The organism is Streptomyces sp. NPDC048295 (genome assembly GCF_040652135.1).
Taxonomy (GTDB): domain Bacteria; phylum Actinomycetota; class Actinomycetes; order Streptomycetales; family Streptomycetaceae; genus Streptomyces.
Genome location: NZ_JBEZLL010000016.1, coordinates 67,770 through 93,391 on the forward strand (window position 1 = coordinate 67,770; position 25,622 = coordinate 93,391).

The following is a 25,622-nucleotide window of genomic DNA, read 5'->3' on the forward strand; positions in this document are numbered from 1 at the left end:
TACGGACCGGCCCGTCACGTACTTGTCGCCACAGGAGGCATCATGCAACGACGCACGTTCCTCAGGGGCACCGCGGTGGCAGCACTCGCCGCCGTGCCCCTCAGCACCTCGATGGCGGTCGACGCTTCGGCGGCCGACAAGCCCGTCAGCACCCTGGCCGAGCTCCAGAGCGCCATCAACGGCGCAGCGCCCGGTGACCGGATCATCGTGGCCGACGGCACCTACACCGTTCCGGCCGGGGGTGCGATCAACGTCTCCGGCAAGAACGGCACCAGCGCCGCGCCGATCACCATCGTCTCGAAGACCCGCGGCGGCGCGGTACTCCGGGGCGAACGCGGCTTCGTCTTCGCCAATTCGAGCAACATCACCGTCAGCGGCTTCGCCTTCCGGCAGAGCACCACGACGGAGATCCCGGCGGACTGCTCGTCGATCCGGCTGACCCGCAACGACTTCCAGCACGCCGACTCCGGCGACCCGTACTGGCTCGTCGTGCGGGCCAACGACACGAAGATCGACCGGAACCACTTCCACGACAAGACCACCGCCGGCATCTTCCTCGTCGTCGACGGTCCGGGCTCGACCGACATGGCCCAGAACATCCACATCTTCCGGAACCACTTCTCCGACCACACCTTCGCCGGGGACAACGGCGGCGAGTCGATCCGGCTCGGCGTCAGCGGGCGGGCGTTGTCCGGCGCCCACGCGGTCGTGGAGTACAACCTGTTCGAGCGTGCCAACGGTGACCCGGAGGCCATCTCGGTCAAGTCTTCGGACAACACCATCCGTTACAACACCATCCGCGACAGCCGCGGCGGAATCGTGCTCCGCCACGGAAACCGCTCCAGGGTGGAGGGCAATTACCTGATCGGCGGCAGTGAGGGTGTGCGGCTTTACGGGAACGACCACCTGATCGTCAACAACTACCTCAGCGGGCTCTCGGGCCGGGCCCTGGTCGTCGGCAGCGGCACCACCCGCGACCACAACTCGGGCGAGACGCAGGACGAGCGGCGCGGCAACGACGCCTGCGACCGCGCGGTGATCGTGCACAACACCCTGATCGGCAACTCCAGCACACTCTCGGGCGAGACCCGGACGTACGAGCCCCGGGACGTGGTCATCGCCGACAACCTGCTGGTCGGCGACTCCGGCAACCTCGTCGCGATGGGGACGACCACCAACTTCACCTGGCAGACCAACATGTTGTGGGGTGCGGCGGCCAACGGCAACATCCCGTCCGGGGGTTACACCCGCGCCGACCCGAAGCTCGCGACGGGCCAGGACGGTGTGGCCCGGCTGTCGGCGGGCAGCCCGGCGATCGGCGCCGCCACGCTGGCGAGCCCGGCCGTGGCCGACGACATCGACGGCGACTCCCGGGGGAGCACGCGGGACATCGGCGCCGACGAGTACTCGACCGCGGCCGCGCTCCGTCACCCCCTCACGACCGCGGACGTGGGTCCGAACGCATCGTGAGAACCCACCGGTGATCCGGTCCGTCCGCCCGCCCCGGGCGGACGGACCGGAACCACCCGGCACGAGCGGAAGAAGAGCCGCCGCAGGACGGCCGAAGGAAGGAAACGTCGTGACAGGCAGGGAGAGCCATGACGGCGAGGAACGGGGGCGGGGCACGGTGGACGGTGCTCCGGGCGGTCCACCGGCCGGGCCGGGCACGCCCGTGATCAGGCCGGGGCTGTGCTCGGTCACCTTCCGGCGGCTGCCCGCGCCCGAGCTCGCACGCCGCGCCGCCGACGCGGGTCTGGAAGCGGTCGAGTGGGGAGCGGACGTGCACGCGCCACCGGGAGACCCCGACGCCGTCCGCGCGGCCCGCGAGGCCTCGGACGGATACGGGCTCACCTGCTGCTCGTACGGCTCCTACTTCTGTGCCGCACCCGACGAGGCGGCCGGCTTCCCCGCGATCGCCCGCGCCGCGGTGCTTCTCGGGGCGCCGCGGGTGCGGGTCTGGGCGGGCGCAGCCGGCTCGCGGGACGCCACCTCCGAGGAGCGGAGCGGGACCGTGGCCCGCCTGCGGGACGCGGCCCGGACCGCCGCGGACCACGGGCTGGAGCTCGCGCTGGAGTTCCACTCGAAGACCCTCACCGACACTGTCGAGTCCACCGTCCGGCTGCTGGACGAGGTGGGCGCGGACAACCTGCGTACCTACTGGCAGCCGCCGCAGGACGCTCCCGACGAGGAAGCACTGGCGGGGCTCGCCGCGCTCGTCGACCGGGTCAGCGCGGTGCACGTCTTCTCCTGGTGGCCGGGCAACCACCGACTCCGGCTGGCGGATCGCGAGGACCTGTGGACCGGGGTCTTCGGCCTGCTGAACGAACGGCGCGTCCCCATGGACGCGCTCGTGGAGTTCGTACCCGGAGACGACCCGGCCGTGCTCTCCCGCGAGGCCGGTACGCTGCGGCGCGTCGCGGCTCACCGCTGAGCGGCGCCCCTACCGACACCCGACATCAGGACGGCACACATGCACATCGAGGAAACCGGCACACTTCTCTTCGTCGGTGACTCCATCACCGACGCGGGCCGCGACCGCAATGACTCCGCATCGCTCGGCGACGGCTACGTCAACGAGATCGCCCGGACCCTGCGCGCCAGGGCGGGCGACGGACCCGCCCCCGCTGTCATCAACCGGGGCATCAGCGGCAACCGCGTGTACGACCTCGAAGCCCGCTGGACCACCGACGTCATCGACCACCGGCCCGACGTGGTCACCGTCAAGATCGGCATCAACGACACCTGGCGGCTCTACGACAGCCGACTCGCCAGCCCCGTAGCAGAGTTCGAGGCATGCCTGGACGGCCTCCTCGCGGACACCGGGCGGAAACTGTCCGCTCGACTGGTCGTCATCACCCCCTTCCTGCTTCCGGTCACCCCGGATCAGGAAGGCTGGTTCGAGGACCTGACGCCCCGTACCGACGCCGTCCTTCGCGCCGCGGCGGCCCACGGAGCCACGGTGGTCCGCGCGGACCTCGCGCTGCGCCACGCCGCAAAGACGCACCAAGCCGCGGAGCTGGCCCGGGACGGGGTCCACCCGACCCCTCTCGGCCACCGGATCATCGCCGATGCCTGGCTCGCCGAGGTCGACTCCGCCGCCGTTGCCCCGAACACACCACGCTAGTACCCGGACCGGGGCAGGGAGCCCGTATTGCGACCGGGCTGACTTCCCCTCGGCATCCGCCAGTTCATGTGCCGTATCACTCGATCGCGATCCACGCCCGAGATCATTTGAAGGTACCGCCCAGCCGGGGCTAGGTTGGACCGATCGTCATGCAATCGCCCTGGAAAGGGACATGAATCGGTATGACCGTCGCCTCACGAGCCCCGGCCCGAGTCCCGACTCAAGTTCCGGCCCAGGGCCGTGCCGCCCGGTTGGTGGGGCGGGCCCCCGCCGGGGTGCGGCCGTATCTGGAGTTGCTGCGGCTGGACCGGCCGGTGGGAGCCTGGCTGCTGGTGGTGCCCGGATGGATAGCCCTGGGAGCGATCGCCGGGCCCCGGGACGGGGGGCTGCTCGGGCTGCTGCTTCTGGTGTACGCGGTGCTGTCGAGAGGGGCCGCCTGCGGGCTCAACGATGTGCTGGACGCGCGGTTCGACGCACAGGTGCCGCGTACGGCGGGGCGGCCCGTCGCCTCCGGGCGGCTGGCGGCCGGGCGGGCACTGGTGCTGTGTGTCGTGGTGGGGGCCGTCGCACCGCTGGTGATGTGGTTCTGGAGTGTGGAGGCCGTGGTGTGGGCTGCGGCCGGGGCGCCCCTCGCGGCGGTGTATCCGTATATGAAGCGGGTCACCCACTGGCCGCACGTGTGGCTGGGGATCACCATGAACTGGACGGTGCCGCTGGTGTACGGCCTGCTCACCGGAGGGCTCGGGCTCGGGGGCGCAGTGCTGTACGGTGCGCTGATCTCGTGGGCCGTGGGGACGGACGTGATCTACGCCTGCCAGGACCGGGAGGCCGATGTGCGGGCCGGGGTGCGGTCGGCCGCCGTGCTGCTGGGGCGGCGCAGCCGGGTGCTGGTGGGCGGCGTGTACGCGGGGTGTGTGGTGCTGCTCGCCTGGTTCGGGGCCGTGGCCGGACTCGGGCCGCTGTACTGGCCCGGGCTGTGCGTGGTCGCGGGGCAGTTGGGATGGCAGGTGTGGCGGGCCGACCCCGCGGATGCCGGAGCCTGCGGGCGGGCGTTCGGCACCAATCCTCTGTGCGGACTGCTCATCCTCGTGGCCGTGCTCGCCGGGCGGGTCGGTACCCTCGGCTGAGGAACACGGATCCTGGAGGTGCCGGTGGGACTGCGGGAACGGATCGCTGCGGAACTCACGGCGACCATGCACGGCGGGGACCTCAAGCTGGAGCGGTACGCGGAGCCGCCCGGTGATCCCGGGCTGTTCGGGATCGCGCCGGGGGATCCGGTGTGGCGGGTGCACGGGCAGGCCACCGGCATGCTCACCGGCGGGTTCGCCGCGCTGATGCTCCAGTCGCTGCATCCGCTGGCCATGGCGGGGGTCGACCAGCACTCCGACTTCCGCGCCGATCCGGTCGGACGGCTGAACGGAACCGTACGGTTCATCACCACGACCACCTTCGGCTCCTCGCCCGCCGCCCGCGAGGTGATCGACCTCGTCCGGCGGATCCACACCCGGGTGCACGGCACCGCCCCCGACGGCCGGCCGTACCGCGCGGACGACCCCGACCTGCTCACCTGGGTGCACACCGCCGAGGTACGCAGCTTCCTTGCCGGCCACCAGACCTACGCACCCCGGCCGCTCCGGCTGACCCCCGCCGAGTGCGACGCCTACTACCGTCAAGTCGCCCCCGTGGCAGAGGCGTTGGGTGCACGGAACGTACCGCGCACCTCCCTGGAGGTCGAGCGTTACCTGGTCCGCCTGCGCCCCCAACTCCACGCCACTGCGGCCGCGTCGGACTCGGTACTGTTCCTCCGCCGCTTCGGGCGCACACGACGGGAGCGGCTGATCGTGGGCCTGCTCACGAACGCCTCGGTCGGGCTCCTCCCCGACTGGGCCCGCACCGAACTCGGCATCCACCGCCCGGCCCCCGTCCGCACCGGCTGGGACCGGCCCCTGGCGACGGCCGTCGGACGCACCCTTGAGTGGGGGCTCGGGCCCTCCCAGATCCAGGCCGCCGCACGGGGGCGGCTGGCGGGGACGCGGCAGGGATGACGTGGGGAATCGGCCGAGCCGCGGTGCCCGGTTCCAGGGGCGGCCGAGGACCGTCCCCGGTGCCCGCTCGTCCGGCTCACCTGCGGTTGCGCGCACTCGGACCGGCCGGCGGACAGGGTCGTGGGGCGCGAGGTGAGACGGGTCACTTTCCGTCGTGATCAGGGCATGGTTCTTCGGCCCCGGGGCAGGCGGCCAGCTCGCCGGGGTGTGACCGGCGCGCAGAGCGAACCGGAACCGAAGGGCCAAACACGACGTGTCGGCAGCACAACGGACCATCCACGTGGGCGGGGAGTGGCGTTCGGCCGTCTCCGGTGCCACGCGCGAGATCATCGACCCCGTCGACGCAGACGTCTTTGCCGTTGTGTCGGAGGGCGACGTCACCGACACCGATGACGCCGTCGCCTCGGCGCGAGCCGCCTTCGACGACGGCACCTGGCCGCGTACACCCGTTGCGGAGCGGGCCGCCCTGCTGCGCCGCGTCGCGGCACTGCTGGAGCGGGACCGGGAGAGGATCGGCGCCCTGGAGAGCCAGGACGCGGGCAAGACCCTCGAAGAGGGCCGCGTCGACGTGGACTGTGTGCGCGACGCCTTCGTCCACTTCGCCGACCTCGTCATGAACGAGAGCGGCGGGCGCGTCGTCGACGCCGGGTCCGACGAGATCCACAGCGTCGTCGTCCACGAGCCCGTGGGCGTGTGCGCCCTCATCACGCCATGGAACTATCCACTGCTTCAGGCCAGTTGGAAGATCGCCCCGGCGCTCGCCGCCGGCAACACCTTCGTGATCAAGCCCAGTGAGATCACCCCGCTCACCACCGTGGCGCTGATCGGTCTCCTCATGGAGGCCGGACTGCCCCAGGGCGTCGCCAACCTCGTCACCGGTGCCGGTGGCACTGTCGGCGCCCGTCTCGCCGAACACCCGGACGTCGACCTCGTGTCGTTCACCGGCGGTCTGGCCAGTGGTACGAAGGTCGCCCGGGCCGCCGCCGACACCGTCAAGAAGGTCGCCCTCGAACTCGGCGGCAAGAACCCCAACGTCGTCTTCGCCGACGCCTGCGCCACCGACGAGGGCTTCGACACCGCCGTCGACCAGGCGCTCAACGCCGCCTTCATCCACAGCGGCCAGGTCTGTTCCGCCGGTTCCCGCCTCATCGTCGAGGAGTCGCTGCGCGAGCGCTTCGTCGCCGAACTCGCCCGCCGCGCCGGTCGGATCCGCCTCGGCCGGGGCACCGACCCGGGCGTCGAGTGCGGGCCGCTCGTCTCCGCGCAGCAGCTCGCGAGGACCGAGGACTTCGTCGCGTCCGCCCTCGCGGAGGGCGCCGTACTCCGGGCAGGTGGCTCACGGCCCGACGGCCCCGGTTACTTCTACCGCCCCACCGTCCTCGACCGGTGCGACCGCCGGATGCGCGTCGTGCGCGAGGAGGTCTTCGGCCCCGTACTGACCGTCGAGACCTTCCGCACCGAGGATGAGGCCGTCGCCCTCGCCAACGACACCGAGTACGGGCTCGCGGGCGCCGTGTGGACCGCCGACGCGGGCCGCGCCCGGCGCGTCGCGGGCCGGCTGCGCCACGGCACCGTCTGGATCAACGACTTCCACCCCTACCTCCCGCAGGCCGAATGGGGCGGCTTCGGGAAGTCCGGCATCGGCCGCGAACTGGGCCCGACCGGACTGGCCGAGTACCGCGAGGCCAAGCACATCTACCAGAACCTCGCTCCGCGCCCCGTGCGCTGGTTCGCGGGCTGAGACGCAGGACGCCACGCACATGCCGCACGTGACGCGAGGCGCACGGGCATGGGACGCGACAGACGCGACGGACATGACGACCACGACGCGGGCAGCCGGCGCAACGCGGCGAACAGGTGCACCCCGCGCAATCGAAGCAACGCACGCAACCGAAGCAACCGCGCCCAACGGAGCAGAGGGAAACGAGCACATGACCGAGAACCATGTCTACGACTACGTCGTCATCGGTGGCGGTACCGCCGGATCGGTGATCGCCTCCCGGCTCACCGAGAACCCGGACACCACCGTCGCCGTCATCGAGGGCGGCCCCACCGACGTCGGACGGGACGACGTCCTCACCCTGCGCCGCTGGATGGGCCTCCTCGGCGGTGAACTGGACTACGACTACCCGACGACCGAGCAGCCCCGCGGCAACTCGCACATCCGCCACAGCCGCGCCCGGGTGCTCGGCGGCTGCTCGTCCCACAACACCCTCATCGCCTTCAAGCCCCTGCCGGCCGACTGGGACGAGTGGGCCGACGCGGGAGCCGAGGGATGGGACGCGGCGTCGATGGACCCCTACTTCGCCCGGCTCCGCAACAACATCGTTCCTGTCGGCGAGGCCGACCGGAACGCCATCGCCCGCGACTTCGTCGACGCCGCACAGGCCGCGCTGGGCGTGCCGCGCGTCGAGGGTTTCAACAAGGAGCCGTTCCACGAGGGCGTCGGCTTCTTCGACCTCGCCTACCACCCGGAGAACAACAAGCGTTCCTCGGCCTCCGTGGCGTATCTGCATCCGTTCCTGGACCGGCCCAATCTCCATATCGCCCTGGAGACCTGGGCGTTCGGTCTTGAGCTGGAGGGGACCAGGGCCACCGGTGTGCGGGTGCGCACCAAGGACGGCGCGGAACACCTCGTACGGGCCGGGCGCGAGGTGCTGGTGTGCGCGGGTGCCGTGGACACGCCCCGGCTGCTGCTGCACTCCGGCATCGGGCCCCGCGCCGATCTGGAGAAGCTGGGCATCCCCGTCGTGCACGACCTGCCGGGCGTCGGCGAGAACCTCCTCGACCACCCCGAGTCGGTCGTCGTCTGGGAGACCGACGGGCCGATACCGGAGAACTCCGCGATGGACAGCGACGCGGGTCTGTTCGTACGCAGGGACCCGGCGGCCGACGGGCCGGACCTGATGTTCCACTTCTACCAGATCCCGTTCACCGACAATCCCGAACGGCTGGGCTACCGGCGGCCGGCGCACGGGGTGTCGATGACCCCCAACATCCCCAAGCCGCGCAGTCGCGGGCGCTTGTATCTGACCAGTGCCGACCCCGAGGTCAAGCCCGCCCTCGACTTCCGGTACTTCACCGACGAGGACGACTACGACGGCCGCACCCTCGTGGACGGTATCCGCATCGCCCGCCGCATCGCGGCTCAGGAACCGCTCGCCGGCTGGCTCAGGCGCGAGGTCTGCCCGGGGCCGGAACTCACCTCCGACGAGGAGCTCGGCGAGTACGCGCGCAAGGTCGCGCACACCGTCTACCACCCGGCCGGGACGTGCCGGATGGGCGGCGCGGACGACGAACTCGCCGTGGTGTCACCCGAACTGAGGATCCGTGGCCTGGACGGCATCCGGATCGCCGACGCTTCCGTCTTCCCGACGATGACGACCGTCAACCCGATGATCGGCGTGCTGATGATCGGGGAGAAATGCGCGGACCTGCTGGGAGGCAATGCCTGATGACCACCGAGCCGCCCGTCCTTGCCGGGCAGTCCGTTCCTTCCGGGCCGCCGGTGTTCTCCGTACGCGAGCTGTGGAAGGTCTTCGGCCCGAAGGCCGGCCGCGTCCCGGCGGATCCGGAACTCGCCGCACTCGGCACGGCCGCCCTGCGGGAACGAACCGGCTGTACCGCCGCCGTGCGCGATGTGTCGTTCGACGTCCGCAGGGGCGAGGTCTTTGTTGTCATGGGCCTGTCCGGATCCGGGAAGTCGACGCTGGTGCGCTGCCTGACCCGGCTGATCGAGCCCACCTCCGGCTCGATCGCGATCGACGGCGAGGACGTGCTGTCGATGGACGCCTCCCGACTGCGCCGGCTGCGCCGCCACCGGGCCGCGATGGTCTTCCAGCACTTCGGGCTGCTGCCGCACCGGACGGTCCTGGACAACATCGCGTACGGACTGGAGATCCAGGGAGTCGCGCGCGCCGAACGGCGCAGACGGGCAGCGGAGTTCGTCACCAAGGTCGGCCTCGAAGGCATGGAACACCGCCGCCCCGCCCAGCTCTCCGGAGGCCAGCAACAACGGGTCGGGCTGGCCCGGGCCCTGGCCGTGGACCCCGAAGTGCTGTTGTTCGACGAGCCGTTCAGCGCACTGGACCCGTTGATCAGGCGCGACATGCAGGAGGAAGTCGTACGGCTGCACGGCGAGGAGGGCCGCACGATGGTCTTCATCACGCACGACCTCGGCGAGGCACTGAAACTCGGCGACCGGATCGCGCTGATGCGGGACGGCCGGATCGTGCAGCTCGGCACCCCCGAGGAGATCGTGGGCGCCCCCGCGGACGACTACGTACGCGACTTCGTCCGCGACGTGCCGCGCGGACAGGTCATGACCGTGCGTTCGGCGATGCGCCCGGCCAGGACCGCCGAGACGGACAACGGCCCGGCACTGGCCCCCGACGCGACGGTCCACGAGGCCATCGAGGCCGTCGTCCGCAGCGGCGGGACCGCCCGCGTCGTCGAGGACGGCCGCTGCCTGGGCGTGGTCGGCCACGCGGACCTGCTCGGCGTGGTCGCGGGGCTCGCCCCGCGGAAGGAGGCGGCCTGATGCCCGAGCACACCACCTGGGGCCCGCCGGACCCGCACCCCGCACGGGCGGCAGCGACCGCCCGTGCGGCGGACGCGAGGGGGAGGCGGACCCGATGAGCACCACCGCCACCCCCGACGCCGGCGCACCGCTGACCGCTGCCGTCGCCCGGCACCGCAGCGCACTCGTCGCGGGCACGGCCCTCGTCGCGCTCCTCCTGGGCGCCGCACTCCTGGGCGGCGGCAGCTGGCCCGCACGCTTCACCGTCGACCTGTCCCGGCCGCTGGGCGACGCCAGCGACTGGATCATCGACAACCGCGACAGCCACCCGCTCTTCCTGTACTTCTTCGGTCACATCAGCAACGCCGTCGTGCTGTCCGTGCGCGCCGTCTACCTGGTGCTCCTCGCCGCCGGCTGGGCGGGGGTCACGGCCGCGGCCGGCCTCGTCGCCTGGCGCCTCGCGGGCCTCCGCCCGGCGCTCACCGCCGTCGCCGCGTTCGCCGTGTGCGGGCTGCTCGGCATGTGGGTCCCCACCATGCAGACCCTCGCGCTGATGGCCGTCGCCGTCACCGCGTCCGTGCTGCTCGGCGCAGCGCTCGGTCTCGTCGCCGGACTCTCCGACCGTGTGCATCGGTCACTGCGCCCGGTGCTCGACACCATGCAGGTGCTCCCCGCCTTCGCGTATCTGCTTCCGGTCGTGCTGGTCTTCGGTATCGGCGTGCCGGCCGCGGTGCTCGCCACCGTCGTCTACGCGGCTCCGCCCATGGCCCGGCTGACCGCGCTCGGCCTGCGCGGCGCGGACGACGGGGTGATGGAGGCCGCAGCCTCGCTCGGCGCGACCGGTCGGCAGCGGCTGCTGACCGCCCGGCTCCCGCTGGCCCGCAAGGAACTCCTGCTCGGCGTCAACCAGTCGATCATGATGGCGCTCTCGATGGCCGTGATCGCGTCCGTGATCGGCGCGGGCGGTCTCGGTGACCGGGTGTACCAGGCCCTCGCCTCCGTCGATGTGGGTGCGGCGCTCGCCGCCGGTGTGCCGGTCGTCCTGCTCGCCGTCGTCCTCGACCGTGTCACCGGCGCTGCGGGGGAGCGGATCGGTGCCGGGCCCGCCCGGGGTACCGGCCTCGGCCGGGCCGTCGCCGTGGCCGGTACGGTCACCGCGGCGCTCGTCGGCCGCCTCGGCGGCCGGCTGTCCTGGCCGGACGCCTGGACGGTGGACATCGCGGGTTCGGTCAACCGCGCCGTCGACTGGATGACCGCGCACCTGTACTCCGGGATCCCGGTGATCGGCGGCACCGCCGACTGGGCCGCCCGCTTCACCACCTGGGTCCTCGACCCGGTGCGCGACGGCCTGCAATGGCTGCCGTGGTGGGCCGTACTGCTCCTGGTGGGGGTCGTCGCGCAGCTCATCGGCACCTGGCGTGCCGCGCTGACCGCCGTGCTGGCGATGGCCGCGATCGGCGTGCTCGGGGTGTGGGACCCGGCGCTGGACACGCTCTCGCAGGTGCTGGCCGCGGTCGCCGTCACCCTCCTCGCCGGTGTCGCCACCGGCGTCGCCGCGGCCCGCATCCCCCGCCTGGAGCGGCTGTTGCGGCCCGTGCTCGACGTCTTCCAGACGATGCCGCAGTTCGTGTACCTCATCCCGGTGGTCGCGCTGTTCGGCGTCGGCCGGGCACCCGCCACCGCCGCGGCCGTGGTGTACGCACTGCCCGCCGTCGTCCGCATCACCACACAGGGCATGCGCGCCGTGGACCCGGTCGCGCTGGAGTCGTCCCGCTCGTTCGGGGCGACGGGATGGCAGCAGCTGCGCCAGGTCCAACTGCCCCTGGCACGGCCCGCGTTGCTGTTGGCCGTCAATCAGGGCGTGGTCCTCGTCCTCGCCGTCGTCATCATCGGCGGCCTGGTCGGCGGCGGTGCGCTCGGCTACGAGGTGGTGTTCGGGCTGGCCCAGGGCGACCTGGCGACCGGTCTCGTCGCGGGCGCGGCGATCGTATGCCTCGGGCTGATGCTGGACCGGGTCACACAGCCTGCCGGGAGGGAGAGCCGGAATGCGTAGACGCACCGTCGCCGCCGCCACCGCGTTCGGGCTGCTGGCCCTGACGGGCTGTGGTGCCGCGGACATGACCAAGCAGTCGTCCCCGTACGCCGACGCGCACGGTGCCAGGACCGTGACCCTCTCCGTCCAGTCGTGGGTGGGCGCACAGGCCAACACAGCCGTCGCCGGATACCTGCTCGAGCACGAGTTGGGATACCGCGTCGACACCGTCCAGATCGACGAGGTCCCGGCCTGGGACGCGCTCAGCCAGGGCCGCGTCGACGCGATCCTGGAGGACTGGGGCCACCCGGAGCAGGAGGAACGGTACGTTGCCGACAAGAAGACCATCGCGCCGGGCGGCGAACTCGGGGTGACCGGCCACATCGGCTGGTTCGTGCCGAAGTACTTCGCCGATGCCGAACCGGACGTGACGGACTGGAAGAACCTCGACAGGTACGCCGGCCGGCTCCGCACCGCGGAGAGCGGGGGCAAGGGCCAGCTCCTGGACGGATCGCCCTCCTACGTCACCAACGACAAGGCACTGGTGCGGAATCTGGACCTGGACTACCAGGTGGTGTTCTCCGGCTCCGAGGCGGCGCAGATCACGCAGATCAAGCAGTTCGCCAAGGAGAGGAAGCCGTTCCTCACCTACTGGTACAAGCCGCAGTGGCTGTTCGAGCAGGTCCCGATGACCGAGGTGAAGCTGCCCGCGTACACGGAGGGCTGCGACGCCGACCCGGAGAAGGTGGCGTGCGCGTACCCGCACACTCCGCTGCGGAAGTTCCTCAACGCCCGGTTCGCGGACGGGGGCGGCGGGGCCGCCGAGTTCCTGAAGAAGTTCCGCTGGACGACACGGGCACAGAACGAGGTGGCGCTGATGATCGCCGATCAGAAGCTGTCGCCCGAGGAGGCCGCGGAACGGTGGGTGAGGAAGAACGAGTCCGTCTGGCGGTCGTGGCTGCCCGGCTGAGCACCGGGTCCGGGCACCCGGGCGGATGCCGGGCCGGTCGTCGGCCCGGCATCCGCCCGACGGTGCGTCGGGCCCGGTAGCCGGATCAGGCGCTGGTGTGCAGCGGCACCGTCAGCTGCTTGAGCCAGGTGCCGGTGGTGAAGTCACGGGCCTTGATGACGACGGAGTGGGGACCGACCTCGACCTGGAGTCCCTGGTTGAAGGCATCGCCGAGGGAGACCTCGCCGCCCTTGCCGTCGTCCATCCAGCCCACCTGGACGGCCGAGGTGTTCACCACGGTGAACCCTTCGAGGTTGCCGGTGCCAGGGACGACCCGGCGCACCACCCAGTCGGACAGGTTGAGGTCCCAGTGGGTGTGCCCGGAGAAGAGGAACACGTCCTTGTGACGGCCCAGGATCGACAGCAGCCGGTCGGGCTGGAGGTAGTCGTTGAGATAGAGCTTGTTGTGCGTGCCCGACACCGTGTTGGGCAGCGGGTGGTGGGTCAGCACCATGACGGGCCTGCGGCGCCGCGCCCAGTACGCGAGCCGGTCCTCCAGCCAGGCGAACTGCTCGTCGCTGATCCACACCTCGTCCCACAGCTTCGCGTCGTGGTAGTGGGAGTAGCGCTCGGTGCCCAGGCTGAGCACGGGGACACCGCCGAACGACGTCTCCGTGTACACCTTGTTGCGTTCCGCGAAGTTGTAGAAGCTGCGGAAGAGGGAGTCCTCGGTGGTGCCGTTGGGCCAGGTCGCCTGGGCGAGCGTGTTCGGGTCGCTGTACTTCGGCACGTAGAACTCGTGGTTGCCGATGGCCCACGCGATGTTTTTGGGGTGCGGGTGCCGGCCGAGGGTCTGACGGACCGCCGCGTACTCGAAGTCGTAGCCGCGCGGTGTGATGTCGCCGGCTATGCCGAGGCCGGCGCTGCCGGGGTTGATGCGGTGCAGATCGTCCAGGGCCTTGCCGAAGTCGGCGAGATCGCCCTGGATGTCACTGATGATGTTGAACCGGACCGTCCGGCCCTTGTCGGGCCGGTGCTCGGCGGCCTCGGCCGCCGGCGCCGTGAGCCCCGCGCCGGCGGCGAGCGCACCGCCCACCAGCGACGCGGTGCCTGTGGTGGCCATGAACGATCTGCGATCCATCGGTACTTCCTTCGTCTGTGCGCCCCCGTGCGAATGGGACGGGGGGAGTTTCGCCGCTCAGGATGGCCCGATGGGATACCGCGGATGGCCGTGGCCTGAACGGTCCGGCCCGGCGATGGTCAGCCCTTGACGGGCCTCAGTCAAGATGCTCCGGCGACGGAGTCACTCCGTGCGGTACGCGTCGACGACGGTCTGGGTGAGGGTGCGTCCGCCGGTGTCGGTCAGTTCCGCGCGCAGCGAGACGCCGGTGCCCGCGCCGGGGTTGTGGATGGTGACGACACCACGCTCGACCGGCACCCGGGTCCACGAGGAGCCACCGTCCACGGAGACCGACACGGCCAGCGAGCGGACGTTCCCGTTCGCGGCGGCGCCCTGCACGGCGACCGGGACACGGAGCGCCGTGCCGGCCGCTGCGGTGCCGGTGGGGCTGAGCGCGGGGGAGAACCGAACGGCGCTCACCGGGACCGGGGCCGGACCGGTGGTCGTTGCCGAGGCGAAGGTCCAGGAAGCGGTCACACGGGTGGCGGTGCCGGGCGCACCGGTGCGCTTCACCGTGCTGGTGAGCCGGTACGTCGCCTGCCCCGGTGGCACGGTGAACCCGGCCCGCCCGGGCGCATCGGCCTGCGTACCCACGAGCACGCCGTCGCGGTGCAGTGTGGTCGAGGTGGAGGCGTACGGCGGCGACGACGGCACATGGCCACCACCGTCCATGAGCAGCGGTACGTCCAGGGTCAGCCTGTCGCCGTCGCGCACGACGGCGGGGCGGTCGGTGAGGCCCGGGCCGAAGACGGCGTTGTCGAAGACATGGGTGAGGGTGCTTCCGGCCCTTACGACGAGACCCTCCGCGGAGTAGCGGTTCGTCGCCGCGCCGGGGGTGCGGGGAGCCATGTAGGTGATGTCCCAGGCGCCGCGTTCAGGGGTCACGAGACAGATGGCGGTGCCGGGAGCGGCCAGGGCCCGGGAGACGCCGACGGTCAGTCCGGTACTCGGCTGGAGGTCGACGGAGCCGGTCCCCGCGGTGCCCGGCCTGGCCGCGGCGAGGACCTTCACGGTGGCGAGGTCCTTCGCGGAGGGGTGGCGGGTGAGCCCGGTGAGGGCGCGGGCGCCGGTGAAGATGTAGCCGAGCCCGTAGTCGGCACCCGCGGACGTCCAGTACGCGTCGAACCACTGCTTCACCGATCCGGCCTCGGCGTCGGGCCCCAGGTGGGCCACGCGCAGACTCGCCGTGGAGGAGATCAGGTTGACGAGCCGTTCGGCACCCTCGTGCCCGACCTCGACGACCATCGCGCTGTGCAGGAAGCGCGCCGAGGGGTCGGGCGGCCGTACGTCGACGGGGGCCGTGGTCCGCGCGTCGAAGGTGACGGTGGTGTCGCGGTCCAGATCGAGACGCGGCTGCACGATCCAGTCCGTGCCGCCCGAGCCGTCGTCGGAGGTCAGCGAACTGTTCAGCAGATAACGGCCCTTGGGCAGGTGAACGGTGACCGTGCCGGAGGCGTCGTAGGGCTGGACGGCCTCGTCGGCGCCCGCGCCGGAGATCCCCGTCACGGTGGTCTCGTACGCACCCGTCGGCCGGCCGGTGCGGTCGAGGTGCTTGATCGTGAGGGCGTACGTCTGCGGCTCCGCGGCGAAGGCGGCGGTGTCCAGGGCGGGCGTCGCGCCGCCGGCCACGGCCACGGCGACAGCCATGGTCCGCAGCACGCTGCGGCGGGGCAGGGAGGAATTGTTCATGACCTGCACTGCTCCGCCGGGAGCCGGAGTTCCCGTGAGCCGCGTCACATCGGGTGAGAGGTCGCGGATGCGGGGCAGCGCGTGTGGCGCACGTCACGGGAACCGGCGCAACGGACGTGGCAGAGCAGAGAGTGGAATCACTCATGAGGAATCGCTTCCGCCGCGGGGACCGCGGCGCCTTGGGAGAGCTGTACGACGAGCACTCCCAGGTGCTGTACCGCTATGCCCTTCGCGTGACCGGCGACTGGGCGGAGGCCGAGGACGTCGTCTCGGCGACCTTTCTGGAGGCATGGCGCAGCCGGGAGAAGCTGCACCCCGAGGGGGACAGTCTGCGCCCCTGGCTGCTGGGCATCGCCACCAACATCATGCGCCGCAGTGCACGCTCACGCCGTCTCCGGGACATCGCACTCGCCCGCGTCCCGGAACGAGGCTCCGTGCCGGACTTCGTCGACGACCTCGTCACGCACCTCGCCGATTCCGAGCAACTGCTCGCGGCCCGCACCGCACTTGCCCGGCTGCGCCGCCACGACCGGGAGGTCTTCACCCTTGTGGTGTGGGAGGGCCTGGAGTACGCGGCTGCCGCCGAGGCGCTCGGCGTACCGGTCGGCACGGTCCGGTCACGTCTCTCCCGCGCCCGCACCCGACTGCGCGAACTCGCCGGTGCCGAGGCCCGATCCGCACGCTCGCGCTCCCGGCGGCCCGAACCCGGCCGCCCGGCCACGGAGACGGGCTGCGAACCCGGTGCCACCCCCGACAAGCCCGTACCGGGCCGCATCCCCGCGGCCCGCTCGTCCCGCCAGGAGAACCACGGATGAACGCCACCCCGCGGAACCCCACGGAACACCCGTCCGAAGAGAGCGAACGCCTCGACCTCACCGGTCTGCTGCCCCCGCCGCCGGTCCCCGGTCTGACCCCGGACCGTGAACTGCTGCTGAGGCGGGCACTGCTGGCCGAGGCCGCCGGCACCGGACCGTCCGCCGGCCCGGCCCGCCGCCCCGCGCGCCCGCGCCGGAAACTGTTCCGGGTCCTGGCACCGGCCGTCGTCTGCACCCTGGTGGGCGGCGGCGTCGTGGTGGTGAACCTCCCGGACGCGCCCCGACGAGGCCCCGCCACGGTCGCGCGCGGCGGCACCCCCCGCGCGACCGCAGCGACACGCCTCCTCGACCACATCGCACTCGCCGCCGCCACCGAGCAGCGGACGGTGGTCCGCGCCGACCGGTTCGTGTACATCGAGAGCAAGGTCGCCTACGCCGCGCAGAGCGCCGGGGGAGGCCCCGTGACGATGCCTCCCGCACACACTCGGCAGGTGTGGCTCTCCGCCGACGGCAGCCGCCCCGGCCTGCTGCGCGAGGAGGGCGAGTCCGACACCCCGCTCGGCGTCGACGGACCGGTCGACACGCTCGACGGCCCGGGGGCGACGCCCCGTCCCGGCACCCTGCACGCTTCGGGCCCGTCGGTCGGCAACCCCACCCACACCTACGTCGCGACGCTGCCCACCGACCCCGACGCCCTGCTGGAACTGATCCGGGCCGAGACCCGGGGACAGGGCCAGGACCCGGACCAGCGGGCGTTCACCGCGATCGGTGACCTGCTGGCCGAGACCTGGGCACCACCGAAGGCCGCCGCCGCGCTCTACCGGGCCGCCGCGAAGATCCCCGGGGTCACGGTGATCCGCGCGGCCGACGACGCCACGGGACGCGAAGGCGTCGCCGTCGCCCGTACGGCACAGGGCCGGCAGACGCAGTGGATCTTCGACCGGACCACGTACGCGTTCCTCGGCGAACGCACGGTCCTCGCCGAAGCCGGTTACGCCGGCCCGGCCGGAACGGTCGTCGGCACCTCCGCGGTCCTCACCGCAGCCGCCGTCGACCGCGCGGGCGAGGCGCCTTAGGGTCTTTCGTTCGGATCATGCAGGGCTCGCGGGGCCCGGCACGCATGCTCGCCGCGTAGTCGTCCCTCGCCGGGGCTCCTTCCCCGAGCTCTCGGCTCCGCCCGGGCAGGGGAAACCTCCTCGGCTCTCGGCACCGCCCGGGCCGGGGAGACCCCGACCGGCTCCCTCCTCCGCCTCGCGATGGCACGCACCGGACCCAGCTCCCCGATGCGGCCTGATCCGAACCAACGGACCCAGCGGCCGGGCGCCCTGGCACGATCGAGCGCCGCCCGGCCCGTCCGCCCCCGCCGGGACACCTTCACGCGGCTCCGCCCGATCGGGGCCGCGGCCGAGGAAGAGGACATCCTTCTGTCCTTCCTCGATGTGGTGACTCGCCGTGGCCGGACAGACGCCGCGCCTGCCGCAGAGCGCCAGGACCCCGAAGTCCGGCCGGCCGACCGGTGCGGTGGGCCGGCCGGAAGGGACGGCGTGCGGAACCCGGCCGGGTCAGGACTCCTCGTCCTCCGTGCTGCGCTCACCCTCCGCCTGGGACGGCTGGGTGCGCATGGTGGCGGGGTGTCGCTCCTCGGCAGGATCCCGGTCCTCGTCCAGCCTCTCGCCCTCGGCCTGGGACGGGGTCGGGTACTCGATGTTCTCCCTCATGGCAGCCTCCGTGATCGGAACGCGTGCCCTACAGAACGAGCGTATCGCTTACTTCCGGTCGGTGGCCCGGGAGGCGGCCGCGGCGCATGAACACCGCGTGGACGGCGGCGACCGCCATACCGAGGGGGAGTACGAGATCGGTTCCGCCCGCCGCACGGGCCGACGGGCCCACGTAGAGCTGGGAGCCCGCTCATACGAATCAGTGGCCTCAGGCGGCGCAGAGTGCGTCCGCTCCCGGGGACAGGCCCCGGACTCGACGGAGGCATCCCTCCGGTGCCGCAACTGCTGCCCTCCGGCGGTCGGACCCCGACGGTGGAAGCCGCCCCGACGGACTGGGCGGCCGGCTTGGACGGCGGCGATCGTTAACCTGTTCCACCTCGCCACCAGGCGGGATGGAACAGGGGTGGGACATGGGAAGAAGAATCGCCGCGCTCGCCGCGGTGGGGGCGGTCGCCGCAGCGGTCATGGTGGCGCCGGCCGCACACGCGGAGGGGCGCGGTGACATCCGGGTCACCAAGACCGTCGTGAATGGCGGCGGCAATGTGATCGTCGGGATCAAGAACGTCAAGCAGTTCCCGATCACCATGACGATCAAGGACAACTCGGGGGTGAAGAAAGTCAGTTCGGTGTCTGCGTTCAACTGGTCCAATGCCTACGGACCGGTGGACCGTCTCGGCACGACATGCAGGAAGGTCAGCACGACGACCTCCGTGTGCACCGCGACCATGCAGATCGACCCTGCGTGGATCGACTACTACGGAAGCGGCAACGAGGGCTGGGACGCCAATTCGGTCGCGGGTGACTGGACGGTCAACGCCACGGTCAGCGCCAATGACGGGGACTACTGGATCTCGGACAACATCGCCTCGTTCAAGGTGAAGCGCGCCGCGACCCTGACCACCGACGCCTCGCCCGAGCCCGTGCGGAAGGGCGGCACGCTCACCGTCACCGGAAAGCTGTCGCGGGCCAACTGGACGGACCTGAAGTACCACGCGTTCACCAAGCAGGTGGTGAAGCTCCAGTACAAGAAGCCGGGCGGCAGGTACAGCACGGTGAAGACCGCGACCACGGACAGCAAGGGCCACCTGCGCACGACGGTGAAGGCCGTCGCTTCGGGCAGTTGGCGCTGGGCGTTCCTCGGTACGAACACGACCATGAAGGTCGTCTCGACGGGTGACGCCGTCACGGTGAGGTGATTTCGCGGCGGGCCGGGGCACCGGCCCGCCGCCGATCGGCCGACGCCACCGCTCTCGGCCGGTCCGGGGCGGCCGAGAGCTTCAACTTGCCGGGCAGGAGCAATGCTTGGGAGCCCGGGTGATCCGATGTGCGTACCGCCTCATCCAGGGAACGACCGGGGACGCAGGCCGGTGCCGGCAGCGGCGGGCCGGCGTCCACCACCTCGGCGGTGCAGAAACCCCCGACCCTGCGGGCCTTCCGTGCGGCCTGCGCGCACCGGCGCCGGTCAGGGCTCGATCGTCAGCACCTCGGCCACGGGGCGGCGCGGGGTGCCCGGCCCGTCGGGTCCGTATCCGAGGCGCACGATCATCTGCGGGTGCCCCGTACCGAGGGCCGGGTCGCGCAGGAGGTGCCGGAGCTCCGGCCATTCGAGGGGCTGGGTCGCGAAGGAGGCGACGAGCCCGTGCAGTACGGCGGTGAGCAGGACCCGTTCCAGGGCCTGACCGGCACGCAGCCAGTCGGCCGGGCGGTCGCGCGCGGTACGGAGCAGGGCGAGTTGCGGCCGCTCCTCGAACCGGACGCGAGGCCGGTCCGGGATGATGTCCGTGCCCGCGAAGTCCCGGTTGAGTGCTCTGTCCGACGCGTCGGTGGGGCCGAAGGCGTAGTCGGGGACGCCGTCGACCGGTGCTTCCTCCCGCGTGTTCCGGGTCCAGTAGCGCTGCTCCGCCTCCCGCGCCGGGTCGTGCAGGTCGAAATCCTCGGCGTTCCGGATCAGTACGAGCACACGCTCCAGGTGCTTCGGCGGCAGAAACGCGAAGTCGGCCCCCTCGGCACCGGCCGCCCCGGCGAGGAGCGCGCGGACGTCTTCCGGGATCAGCCGGTCGTCGAACGGATACCGGCTGGTGTGACGGCGCCGGATCGCGGGGTACAGAGCGGCGAGGGCGGCATCCGCGGACCGCGCGGGGTCCCCGGAGCACTCCTCCAGGCGGACCGTCGCCACGCCGCCGGGGTCGACCGGAACCGGAATCAGCGCGGTCACCGCATCGAGGCCCCGGTGTGCGGCCGACACCCGCAGATTCAGCAGTGCCGCACCGCACCCCAGATGCAGGGCACGAGTGGAGGGGTCGGCCTCGGGCATCTCACGGTTGAACTCCGCCCGGAGCGTGAGAGTGCGGTCGGCGGTCCGGTACCGGAACCGCCAGGGCTGGGCGTTGTGCATGGACGGGGCGGCGGTGGCATCGGCGACCAGTTCCTCCAGCGTCGTTCCGTCGAGCGGCCGTACAGGCATCCGGCACCTCCCGCATCGGAACGCACGGTGTCCTTCCACGGTCTCACGTCCGGCAGGGCCGGGAGGGACTGATCCGGTCGCAGGGGCGGGTGGGTCTCCCGTACGGCCGAATGGGCAGCAGAATACGCCTCCGCACAGCGCAATGTCCGAATAGCGCCGGATTCGATGCCCGGGAACGGCCAGCATCGATCACAAGAGCCAGGACCCGGAACCAGGAATCAGGAACCAGCCCCATGAGCGACACAATGCCCCCGGCCGGAAGCGTGCGCGACCTGGTCGATGCCGCCGACTGGACCGCACTGACGGACGAGCTCGCGGCATACGGCAGCGCGTCCACGGGGCGGCTGCTCACCCCCGCCCAGTGCCGGGAGACCGCCGCTCTGTACGACGAGACCGAGCGCTTCCGCTCCACCGTCGACATGGCCCGCCACCGGTTCGGCTCCGGCCAGTACCGCTATTTCACCCACGATCTGCCCGAAGTGGTGAGGGAGTTGCGTGCGGCCTTCTACCCGCACCTGCTGCACATCGCCCGTGACTGGTCCGCGAAGCTCGGCACATCCGCGCCGTGGCCCGACGAGCTGGCCGAGTGGCTCGCCATGTGCCACGCGGAGGGGCAGTCCAAGTCCGCCCAGATCCTCCTGAGTTACGGTACCGGCGACTGGAACGCCCTGCACCGCGACGTATTCGGTGACATGCTCTTCCCGCTCCAGGTCGTCATCGGCCTCGACGTCCCCGGCACCGACTACACCGGGGGCGAGTTCCTGATGACCGAACAGCGCCCCCGCGCACAGACACGTGGATCGGCCACCACACTGCTCCAGGGCCACGGACTGGTCTTCACCACCCGTGACCGGCCGGTCACGTCCAAGCGCGGCTGGTCGAAGGCGCCCATGCGGCACGGCGTGAGCACCATCCGCTCCGGGCGGCGCCGCACCCTCGGTCTCGTCTTCCACGATGCCCGGTGAAGGACGCTCATGGACGACGCCCGGCGAGCGGCGCGTCGGTGCGGGCGGCGGTCAGCGCGGCGTCCGGAGCCGGTGCGAGCGGGCTCGTGGCGTAGGCGTCGTGGACCGTGCAGGCCCGCAGATAGGCGGCGACCACGGCCGTGGCACGCGTTCTCCAGCCGTGTGAGGTGCCTTCCGTGCTCCACATCAGAGCGAGCCCTCCGCATGCCGGACAGCGGCCTCGGCCAGTCCTGCGATCAGGGGGTGCGGCCGGGTGCCGTCGCCGTGCAGTTCGGGCTGGAAGAGGGTGGCGAGGAAGAAGGGGTGCGCCGGCAGCTCGGCGATCCGCACCTCGCCCGCGTCGTCGATGCCGGTGAAGCGCAGCCCGTGCGAGCGCAGCAGGTCGAGATGGTGCGGATTGGGGCCGTAATCGCAGTAGTAGCGCTCCATGGTGCGCCCGGCGCCCAGGAGGCGGGCGGCCCGCGAGCCCCCGGTGAGCTCGATCGCACCCTCGTGGCCGACCAGCGAGCAGGCGAGCGGAACGACCACCGCGTCCTCGGTGGCCGTCAGCGGCGCGTTCTCGGCATGACCGGCGTCCGCCAGGCCGCACACATTGCGGGCGTACTCGAGCAGGGCGTGCTGGAAGCCCCCGCAGGTGCCCAGAAAGGGAATGCCGTCCTCGCGGGCGGTACGGATCGCCGCGAGCGCCCCCGCCTCGCTGCGGTAGGGGCTGCCGGGCAGCATCCAGACCGCGTCGAACCCCGCGACACCTTCCGTCGCTTCCTCCGTGGGGATCCAGTAGGCGTCGAGGTCCAGGCCGTCGCGGTTGCGCAGGGAGTCCAGCAGAACAGGGACGCGGGTGTGGGAGCGGACGGCCGGATCCCGGTCGCCGACCAGGGCGATACGTGCGGTGTGGGTCATGACGCCATCGAAACGCAGCTTCGGCATCACGTCCAACGATGATCAGTGCATTGTGCATCAGGAATACTGATGCACATGGATCCGCATCTGCTGCGTACCTTCGTCACCGTCGTCGAACACCGCTCCTTCTCCGCCGCCGCCCAGGCACTGGGCTACACCCAGTCCGCGGTGTCCCAGCACATCGCCGCCCTGGAGAGCGATCTCGGCACCCGGCTGGTGGAGCGCCGCCCCGTGGAGCCGACGGCGGCGGGCGAACGGCTCATCGAACACGCCGCACCGCTGCTGCTCCGCATCGACGCGGCCCGTGCCGATGTCGCCCGGGTCGGGCGGACGCACCCCACCGGGCTGACCCTCGTCTGCTCTCCCGCGGCCCTCACGCCCTCCGTCGCCGGGGACCTGGCCCGCCTGCGCGCCGGCACACCGGGCCTCGCGGTGGACGTCCAGGTGCTCGGGCGGGCAGCGGTGGTGCGGGCGGTGCTCACCGGCGCCGCGGACCTGGGCCTGATCGACGGCGCGGCAGCCCCCAGCGACCCGCTGCCGGTGCCCGACGCGGGGCCGATGACCGGCCTGGCCGTGGCCGAGCAGCCCCTCGCCGTCCTCCTGCCCGCCGCCCACCCGCTGGCGCACCGGGGCTCCCTGCGCCTCTTCGATCTCGCCGACGCCCACTGGATCGACGCCCCCGACACCGCCGTACCCCTCGGCCGGCTGCGCGCCGCCGCCAACACCGACGGATTCCGCCCGCACCTCACATACGGCGGAACCGATGTGTACGGCCTCGGGAGGCTCGTTGCCGCAGGTCACGGCCTGGCGGCCCTGCCCCTCTCCCTCGCCGCCGAGCTGCCGGGCACGGCCGGAATCCGGCTCTCCGCGCCACGCCTGGTCCACCGCACCGAGGTGCTCCATCCCCGGGCCCCCGCGGCCGTCGCGCGGGACTTCATCGCCGGGCTCACGGGCTGACCACGAGCAGGCGACGGAACCGGCGGCCGGGCCCGGGGCAACCGCGGCGGAGGGGTCAGCGGGTGCGGTCGACGAGGAACGGGAGCAGCGCGAGGATTTCGCCGAGCGCGGCCGGGGCGAGCGGAACGCTCTCCAGGCTGCGCCGGGCGCTGTCCAGCTGCAGGTGGGCCTCGGCCAGGGTGGCGGATCGCCCGCCGGCCTCCTCGACGAGCTCGGCCGCTCGTTGCGCGTCGGTGCCGTCGAGCGGGTTCCCGGTGCCGAGCAGTGTGGCGAGCCGCTGTGCGGCGGGACCGTCCGTGGCCAGGGCCGAGAGGACGGGATACGTCTTCTTCAGCCGGCGCAGATCGCTGTGCACAGGCTTGCCCGTGACTTCGGGGTCGCCCCAGATCCCCAGGAGATCGTCCACCGCCTGGAACGCCACCCCGAGGTGCCGGCCCGCCCGGGTGAGCGCGTCGACGGTGGGGGCCGGGGCGCCCGCGAGCACCGCGCCCAGGCCCGCCGCACAGCCGAGCAGCGCGCCGGTCTTGTGTTCGGCCATCCAGCGGTACTCGTGCGGCTGCACCGCTTCGGGCCCGTTCCACGGCCGGGACTCGAAGAGCAGGTCGTCGGCCTGACCGCGGACCAGGTCGGAGAGTGTCCCGGCGAGATGCCGGACCGCTGTCGCGCTGTACTTCCCGGGCGAGTCGGCCAGGGTCTGCACGGCCAGCGCGAACAGCGCGTCGCCCGCGAGGATCGCCGGGCCGGTGCCGTACGCCTTCCACACGGTGGCGCGCTGCCTGCGGGTCTCGTCGCCGTCCATGATGTCGTCATGGAGGAGGGAGAAGACATGGATCAGTTCCACGGCGACCGCTCCCACCACCGCGTCCTGCGCCGGTGCGCCGGCGGCCTCGGCGCTGAGCAGGGTGAGGGCCTGGCGGATCCCCTTGCCCTGTGAGCCCGGGGCGGGGCTGCCGTCCGCCGCACCCCACCCGAGGGAGAAGGCGGCCATCTCCGCGTGCCACGGATGCAGGCGTCCCACGGCCTGTGCGAGCGCCGGGCGCACGAGGTCTCGGCAGCGGGCGAGCACGTCCGGCGCCGAAGCCCGGTGGGTTGCGGTCGGTGGTGTCATCGTCGTCAGCTCTCCCCGCCCGCGTCGCCGTCGAGCGGCGTCACACCGAGTTCGGCGTACGCCTTGTCCACCATGTCCCGGGCGTTGAGCAGGCCGATCCGGTCGAGGGTGCGGCGCAACTCGTGCAGATCGGCCGCGGTTTCGCCCCGGTCGCGGCCAAGCCGGGCGAGCGACTTGACGAGGCCGAGCCGGGCCAGGGCCTCACCCCGGGGCTCGGTCATGGCACGGAACTCCGCGAGTGCTTCCTCGTACATCTCGCGCGCCTCCTCGTACCGGCGGGCGCGGAAGAAGACATTGGCACGCATCTTGTGGTTGTAGGCGAGTGCGCTGGACAAGTTCATCTCGCGGCAGGTGAGTTCGGCCTCCGCGAGCAGGGCGAGTGCGCGCTCCGGATCGCCGTCCCGCAGGGAGATGATGTCGGCCATGCCGCGCAGGGCCCACGCCCGGCCGCGCCGGTCGTCCGCGTTGCCGGCCAGCTCGGCCGCCTCCTCGAACATGGCCAGGGCCGTGTCGAGCGAGCCGGTGTTGCGGTGGATCTGCGCGATGCCCTCCAGCGCCCACACGGTGTGACGTGCCTCGCCACGTGCGCGTGCTTCGGCGAGGAGCTGTTCGTGGAGCGTGGCGACGGTCTCGTAGTCGCCCTGTATTCGGCCGGTCTCGGCAAGGCCGGCCAGAGAGTACCCGCGTGCGACGATGTCCCCGCCGCGCTTGCCCATGTCGGCCGCGAGCCCCAACAGCCTGAAGGCGAGCCTGAGTTCCCCGCGTTGCCTGGCCAGTGTCCCGCCGCTCCACAGTGCCCAGGCCATCGCCCCGAGGTCGCCTGCCGAGCGGGCGGACCGGTAGCTGGCCTTCCAGGCCCGATCGGCTTCCGCCACGTTGCCGAGCCGGCGGTGCGCCTCGGCGACGGCGAGTCCGCACCGGGCCACCTCCTGGGGTGAACCGGAGAGCTCGGCCTCCCTCAAGTGGCGTACCCCTTCCGCCAGTACGTCGGTGAGGGAGGAGTTCACCGACATCTTGTTGAGGGCGCCTTGGTACTCGGGCGCCAGTGCCTTGCTGTGCATGGGGGCCTTTCGTGCGCGGCCGGATCGGATCGACCGGTACGGGAACAACTATGCGCTCAATGTATACATGCGGTGCATAGTTACCTGGTGGACGGA

General features: G+C 71.9%; 23 protein-coding genes. 15 read left to right on the forward strand and 8 right to left on the reverse strand.

Annotated elements, in window-relative coordinates; all coding sequences use genetic code 11:
• Positions 1 to 42 precede the first annotated feature (42 nt).
• From AB0D53_RS23480 to AB0D53_RS23525, 10 genes are all read left to right on the forward strand, one after another.
• Positions 43 to 1,470 carry a polysaccharide lyase 6 family protein gene (locus AB0D53_RS23480; RefSeq protein ID WP_362449642.1) on the forward strand — a complete coding sequence of 476 codons (1,428 nt, stop codon included), beginning with the start codon at positions 43 to 45 and terminating at the stop codon, positions 1,468 to 1,470.
• A gap of 109 nt (positions 1,471 to 1,579) precedes the next feature.
• Positions 1,580 to 2,431, forward strand: a complete 852-nt coding sequence (locus tag AB0D53_RS23485) for a TIM barrel protein (RefSeq protein WP_362449644.1) — start codon at positions 1,580 to 1,582, stop codon at positions 2,429 to 2,431.
• A 39-nt stretch (positions 2,432 to 2,470) separates the two neighbouring features.
• The gene (locus AB0D53_RS23490) at positions 2,471 to 3,124 is read left to right on the forward strand and encodes an SGNH/GDSL hydrolase family protein (protein ID WP_362449646.1); all 654 of its coding nucleotides are present in this window, start codon (positions 2,471 to 2,473) and stop codon (positions 3,122 to 3,124) included.
• A gap of 182 nt (positions 3,125 to 3,306) precedes the next feature.
• Complete coding sequence (locus tag AB0D53_RS23495) at positions 3,307 to 4,251, forward strand: 4-hydroxybenzoate octaprenyltransferase (RefSeq protein ID WP_362449648.1); 945 nt, start codon at positions 3,307 to 3,309, stop codon at positions 4,249 to 4,251.
• Positions 4,252 to 4,317: 66 nt separating this feature from the next.
• Complete coding sequence (locus tag AB0D53_RS23500; protein WP_362449858.1) at positions 4,318 to 5,169, forward strand: oxygenase MpaB family protein; 852 nt, start codon at positions 4,318 to 4,320, stop codon at positions 5,167 to 5,169.
• 253 nt (positions 5,170 to 5,422) lie between these two features.
• Positions 5,423 to 6,910 carry an aldehyde dehydrogenase family protein gene (locus AB0D53_RS23505; RefSeq protein ID WP_362449650.1) on the forward strand — a complete coding sequence of 496 codons (1,488 nt, stop codon included), beginning with the start codon at positions 5,423 to 5,425 and terminating at the stop codon, positions 6,908 to 6,910.
• Between the two features lie 190 nt (positions 6,911 to 7,100).
• On the forward strand, positions 7,101 to 8,624 hold the full coding sequence (locus tag AB0D53_RS23510) for a GMC oxidoreductase (protein WP_362449652.1): 1,524 nt from the start codon (positions 7,101 to 7,103) through the stop codon (positions 8,622 to 8,624).
• On the forward strand, positions 8,624 to 9,709 hold the full coding sequence (locus tag AB0D53_RS23515; RefSeq protein WP_362449654.1) for a betaine/proline/choline family ABC transporter ATP-binding protein: 1,086 nt from the start codon (positions 8,624 to 8,626) through the stop codon (positions 9,707 to 9,709). Before AB0D53_RS23510 ends, AB0D53_RS23515 begins: the two co-directional genes overlap by 1 nt.
• Before the next feature lie 94 nt (positions 9,710 to 9,803).
• Positions 9,804 to 11,741: an ABC transporter permease subunit gene (locus AB0D53_RS23520; RefSeq protein WP_362449656.1), complete on the forward strand. Its 1,938-nt coding sequence runs from the start codon at positions 9,804 to 9,806 to the stop codon at positions 11,739 to 11,741.
• Positions 11,734 to 12,690 (forward strand): ABC transporter substrate-binding protein, encoded by a 957-nt coding sequence (locus AB0D53_RS23525; protein WP_362449658.1) that lies wholly within the window; start codon positions 11,734 to 11,736, stop codon positions 12,688 to 12,690. Before AB0D53_RS23520 ends, AB0D53_RS23525 begins: the two co-directional genes overlap by 8 nt.
• 85 nt (positions 12,691 to 12,775) lie before the next feature.
• On the opposite strand, the gene AB0D53_RS23530 is transcribed toward AB0D53_RS23525, so the two are convergent.
• Positions 12,776 to 13,810, reverse strand: a complete 1,035-nt coding sequence (locus AB0D53_RS23530) for a DUF4073 domain-containing protein (protein WP_362449661.1) — start codon at positions 13,808 to 13,810, stop codon at positions 12,776 to 12,778.
• A 162-nt stretch (positions 13,811 to 13,972) separates the two neighbouring features.
• Entirely contained in the window at positions 13,973 to 15,538 is a 1,566-nt protein-coding gene (locus AB0D53_RS23535) for a serine protease (RefSeq protein WP_362449663.1), read from the reverse strand.
• A gap of 143 nt (positions 15,539 to 15,681) precedes the next feature.
• On the opposite strand from AB0D53_RS23535, the gene AB0D53_RS23540 reads away from it, so the two are divergent.
• Both AB0D53_RS23540 and AB0D53_RS23545 read left to right on the forward strand, forming a co-directional pair.
• Positions 15,682 to 16,353 (forward strand): sigma-70 family RNA polymerase sigma factor, encoded by a 672-nt coding sequence (locus AB0D53_RS23540; RefSeq protein ID WP_362449665.1) that lies wholly within the window; start codon positions 15,682 to 15,684, stop codon positions 16,351 to 16,353.
• Complete coding sequence (locus AB0D53_RS23545; protein WP_362449667.1) at positions 16,350 to 17,429, forward strand: CU044_5270 family protein; 1,080 nt, start codon at positions 16,350 to 16,352, stop codon at positions 17,427 to 17,429. The genes AB0D53_RS23540 and AB0D53_RS23545 overlap by 4 nt, the downstream gene beginning before the upstream one ends.
• A gap of 486 nt (positions 17,430 to 17,915) precedes the next feature.
• On the opposite strand, the gene AB0D53_RS23550 is transcribed toward AB0D53_RS23545, so the two are convergent.
• Entirely contained in the window at positions 17,916 to 18,071 is a 156-nt protein-coding gene (locus AB0D53_RS23550) for a hypothetical protein (protein ID WP_362449669.1), read from the reverse strand.
• A gap of 410 nt (positions 18,072 to 18,481) precedes the next feature.
• On the opposite strand from AB0D53_RS23550, the gene AB0D53_RS23555 reads away from it, so the two are divergent.
• Positions 18,482 to 19,267: a hypothetical protein gene (locus tag AB0D53_RS23555; protein WP_362449671.1), complete on the forward strand. Its 786-nt coding sequence runs from the start codon at positions 18,482 to 18,484 to the stop codon at positions 19,265 to 19,267.
• 266 nt (positions 19,268 to 19,533) lie between these two features.
• On the opposite strand, the gene AB0D53_RS23560 is transcribed toward AB0D53_RS23555, so the two are convergent.
• Positions 19,534 to 20,535, reverse strand: coding sequence for a nitroreductase (locus tag AB0D53_RS23560; RefSeq protein WP_362449673.1), 1,002 nt, complete (start codon positions 20,533 to 20,535; stop codon positions 19,534 to 19,536).
• Between the two features lie 233 nt (positions 20,536 to 20,768).
• Between AB0D53_RS23560 and AB0D53_RS23565 the strand changes: the two genes are divergently transcribed.
• The gene (locus tag AB0D53_RS23565) at positions 20,769 to 21,500 is read left to right on the forward strand and encodes a 2OG-Fe(II) oxygenase (RefSeq protein ID WP_362449675.1); all 732 of its coding nucleotides are present in this window, start codon (positions 20,769 to 20,771) and stop codon (positions 21,498 to 21,500) included.
• A gap of 7 nt (positions 21,501 to 21,507) precedes the next feature.
• Here the strand turns inward: AB0D53_RS23565 and AB0D53_RS23570 are convergent, their stop codons facing one another.
• Together AB0D53_RS23570 and AB0D53_RS23575 are read right to left on the reverse strand one after the other, a co-directional pair.
• On the reverse strand, positions 21,508 to 21,687 hold the full coding sequence (locus AB0D53_RS23570; RefSeq protein ID WP_362449677.1) for a hypothetical protein: 180 nt from the start codon (positions 21,685 to 21,687) through the stop codon (positions 21,508 to 21,510).
• Positions 21,687 to 22,400 (reverse strand): hypothetical protein, encoded by a 714-nt coding sequence (locus AB0D53_RS23575; protein WP_362449679.1) that lies wholly within the window; start codon positions 22,398 to 22,400, stop codon positions 21,687 to 21,689. The genes AB0D53_RS23570 and AB0D53_RS23575 overlap by 1 nt, the downstream gene beginning before the upstream one ends.
• Before the next feature lie 75 nt (positions 22,401 to 22,475).
• Between AB0D53_RS23575 and AB0D53_RS23580 the strand changes: the two genes are divergently transcribed.
• A complete protein-coding gene (locus tag AB0D53_RS23580; RefSeq protein ID WP_362449681.1) occupies positions 22,476 to 23,357 on the forward strand; it encodes a LysR family transcriptional regulator in 882 nt (293 codons plus the stop codon).
• A 55-nt stretch (positions 23,358 to 23,412) separates the two neighbouring features.
• Here the strand turns inward: AB0D53_RS23580 and AB0D53_RS23585 are convergent, their stop codons facing one another.
• Positions 23,413 to 24,465, reverse strand: coding sequence for a polyprenyl synthetase family protein (locus AB0D53_RS23585; RefSeq protein ID WP_362449683.1), 1,053 nt, complete (start codon positions 24,463 to 24,465; stop codon positions 23,413 to 23,415).
• Between the two features lie 5 nt (positions 24,466 to 24,470).
• Positions 24,471 to 25,526 (reverse strand): tetratricopeptide repeat protein, encoded by a 1,056-nt coding sequence (locus tag AB0D53_RS23590; protein WP_362449685.1) that lies wholly within the window; start codon positions 25,524 to 25,526, stop codon positions 24,471 to 24,473.
• Positions 25,527 to 25,622: the final 96 nt, after the last annotated feature.